General features: G+C 65.3%; 3 protein-coding genes. All 3 read left to right on the top strand.

Translation table 11 applies throughout. The features are described 5' to 3' along the window. On the top strand, nt 1-2,249 hold a 2,249-nt coding region (locus EN969_RS21435), incomplete at its 5' end, for a glycine cleavage T C-terminal barrel domain-containing protein (protein WP_127387948.1). Then, nucleotides 2,242-2,829 (top strand): sarcosine oxidase subunit gamma, encoded by a 588-nt coding sequence (locus EN969_RS21440; RefSeq protein WP_013531140.1) that lies wholly within the window; start codon nt 2,242-2,244, stop codon nt 2,827-2,829. The genes EN969_RS21435 and EN969_RS21440, both read left to right, overlap by 8 nt. A gap of 173 nt (nt 2,830-3,002) precedes the next feature. Then, on the top strand, nt 3,003-3,655 hold a 653-nt coding region (locus EN969_RS21445), incomplete at its 3' end, for an MFS transporter (RefSeq protein ID WP_127419373.1).

Below are 3,655 nucleotides of genomic sequence, written 5' to 3' on the forward strand. Positions count from 1 at the left end.
CGGTGTGGGGTTACTACGACAACAACACGCTTGCGGCGCTCGAACGGGTCAGCGACCACAAGGAGCACCCCGGCAAGGGCGAGCCGCGCCATCGCTATTGGGCGATCCGCGCCAAATCCGTGGTCCTGGCCACTGGTGCGTTCGAGCGGCCGCTCATCTTCCCCGGCAATGACCGGCCAGGCGTGATGCTGGCGCATGCCGCCGAGCGCTATGCCAACGAATTCGGCGTGCTGCCGGGCGAGCGGATCGCGTTGTTCACCAACAATGACAGCGCCTATCGGGCGGCTGTCGCCTTGAAGAAGGCCGGCGCCGCGGTCGTCGCCATCGCCGATGTCAGGCCGGAACTTTCGCCGGAGATGCGCAAGCTGGCCGCGGAAGCCGAGGCAGAGATCTTTGCCGGCCATGCCGTCGTCGCCACCGAAGGCGGCAAGGCGCTGTCCGGCCTCAAGCTGCAGCGCTTCGACATGGCCAATGGGGCACTCATCGGTGATGCACGCAGTATCCATGCCGATTGCCTGCTGATGTCCGGCGGCTGGTCGCCGACCATCCATCTGGCCAGCCAGGCCGGCGCCAAGGCGGAATGGAACGCCGCGCGGCAAGCTTTCCTGCCGCCAGAGCCGACACAGAGCTGGATCGGCGCAGGCGCCTTCACCGGAAGCTTCTCGACGGCCGAAGCCATCGCCGAAGGCCGCGCCGCCGGCCTCGCCGCCGCAGGCGGGCAGAGCACACCGTCCATGCTGCCGACCGTCGAAGCAGTGCCTGGCGATCCCGACCCCGCCCCGGTGTTCGAGATCAGGGCCAAGGGCAAGAGCTTTGTCGATTTCCAGCATGACGTAACGGCCGAGGACGTGCGGCTGGCTCACCGGGAAGGCTTTGTCTCGGTCGAGCATCTCAAGCGCTACACCACGCTCGGCATGGCGACCGACCAGGGCAAGAGCTCCAACGTGCCTGGCCTTGCCATCATGGCCGAGGCGCTGGGCAAGCCGATCCCCGAGGTCGGCACGACACGCTTCCGGCCGCCCTTTGCTCCGGTGTCGATCGGCTCGCTGGCTGCCGAGCGTTTTGGCGACCTGAAGCCAGAACGATTGACGCCGATGCATGACTGGCATCTGGCCAATGGCGCGACGATGTATTCCGCCGGCCTCTGGTACCGGCCGATGATCTATGGGCTTTCAGGCGAAACGGTCGAGCAGGCCTATGTGCGCGAAGCCAAGGCGACGCGCGAAAGCGCCGGCATCGTCGATGTCTCGACACTGGGTAAGATCGCGGTGCAAGGCCCTGATGCCGCCGCATTCCTCGACCGCGTCTACACCAACATGTTTTCGACGCTGGCCGTCGGCAAGGCCCGCTACGGGCTGATGCTGCGCGAGGACGGCCTCGCCTTCGACGATGGCACCACCTGGCGGCTCGGCGAGCAGGATTTTCTGATGACCACCACCACGGCCAACGCCGGCAAGGTGATGCAGCATCTGGAATATTTCCTCGACGTGATCTGGCCGGAGCTGAAAGTCCACGTCACCTCGGTGACAGACGAATGGGCAGGTGCCGCGATCGGCGGCCCGAAGGCCAGGCAGATCCTCGCCGCCTGTGTCACCGGCACGTCGGTCGACAACGCCACCTTGCCCTTCATGGGCATCGTGCGCGGCGAAATATCAGGCGTGCCGGTGATGATCTGCCGGCTGTCCTTCTCCGGTGAAATGGCCTTCGAGGTCTATTCCGGCGCCGGCCATGGCACCCATGTCTGGAAAGCGCTTGTCGAAGCCGGCAAGCCGTTCGGGCTGGTCACCTACGGTCTTGAGGCATTGGGCACCATGCGCATCGAAAAGGGCCATGTCACCGGCGCCGAGATCGACGGCCGCACCACGGCGCGCGACCTGCATCTCGACTGGATGCTGTCGAAGAAGAAGCCGTTCATCGGCTCGGCGATGATGGACCGCGAAGGCTTGATCGCATCGGACCGCCTCGAACTGGTCGGCCTGATCGCTCTCGATAACCGGCCGCTCAACGGTGGCGCCCACATCGTCGAGGAGGTTGACGAAGCCAATCCGCACGACTCCATCGGCCATATCACCGCCTGCTGCTATTCGCCGGCGCTCGGCAGACATATCGCGCTGGCGCTGGTCGAGGGCGGCAAGGCACGGCACGGCACGCGCGCCCACGTCTCCGATCCCTTGCGCAACCGGTTCGGACCGGTCGAGATCGTCTCCAACCACTTCTTCGATCCGGACGGGAGCCGCATGCATGGTTGAGCACCAATCCCCGCTTGAGCCGGAATTTCACGTCGGCTCGCACGGCAATTTCGAGCATGGCGTCGAGATCATCCTGACCGAGACGAGGCCGGGCTCGATCGTGCAACTCGCCGCCTGGCCCGGCGAGGAGAAGAGGCTGATCGCAGCCATCCGCACCGTCACCGGGCTGGCGCTTCCCGATGGCGCCGGCGGCGGAGTGAGCGACGGGGTCAAGTCAGTGTTCGGCTTCGCGCCGGGAAAGTTCACCGTTGCCGACGAGGCCGAAGGGCTGGCCGCTGCCTTTGCCAAGGTGGTGACCTCGGCCATCGGCACGGTGACCGATCTCTCGCACGGCCGCACCGCCATCCGCATTGCCGGGCCGAAGGCCGAATGGGTGCTGGCGAAATTCTTCGCCATCGACTTTTCGCTGCCGGCCTTTCCCAATGGCGCCGGCCGCTCGACCGCTCATCACGACGTCTTCGCCCAGATCCAGCGCACCGGCGCCGACCAGTTCGACATCTATGTCTTCCGCTCGTTTGCACGCTCGTTCTGGAAGGCGCTCTGCCACGCCAGCGAGGAAGTCGGCTACGAGGTGCAATAGGCGGCGCCGAAAGGTCGCATCGCTCCTGCTTCTGGCATCAACGCCAGCCGTTTCTGCCGCTAGAGACTCAGGCCGCAGGCGCCCATGGTGCGAAAATGCGGCCGCCCAACCGGCCCAGGGATATGAAATCCCTTCTTCAAGAGTCGGCACATTCGTTTGGTTCGAACATCTCCATGACCGCAGAACTATCCGCCGGCGCCACGGATCGCGCCGATGTGCCGGCCAGAGCCTTGCTCCTGCTGCCGCTGACGGTCGCCTGCGGCGTGTTCATGACCAGCCTCGACCAGAATGTCGTGGTGACCGCGCTGCCGGGCATCAGCGAAAGCCTCGGCCGTCCGCCCAGCCAGCTCGGCCTGCTGATCACCGTCTATGTCGCCAGCCTGATCATCTCGATGCCGCTTGGCGGCTGGGCCGCCGACCGCTTCGGCCTGCGCAACGTCTACTGCTTTGCCTTGCTGGTGTTCGCCGCCTCGTCGGCGCTTTGCGGGCTGTCCGACAACATCTGGACGCTGGTTGGTGCGCGTGCGTTGCAAGGCTTCGGCGGCGCCTTGATGGGCACACTAGGCCAGGTCGTCATCCTGTCGACTTTTCCGCGCAGCCGAACGCTCAAGATCAACATGTACATCTCGCTGGCCGGCCAGTCCGGACCGTTGGTCGGTCCGCTCGTCGGCGGTGCGCTGACCACCTACATTTCCTGGCGCTGGATCTTCTTCATCAACGTGCCGTTCGCGCTGGCGGCGGCAATTCTTGCCGCCTCGCTGTTTCCGACGATGACCAAGCCCGTGCGCACGCCGTTCGATTTTCCGGGCTTCCTGCTGGTCGGCAG

It is taken from the genome of Mesorhizobium sp. M7A.F.Ca.CA.003.01.2.1, assembly GCF_003998945.1.
GTDB classification, from domain to species: Bacteria; Pseudomonadota; Alphaproteobacteria; order Rhizobiales; family Rhizobiaceae; genus Mesorhizobium; species Mesorhizobium ciceri.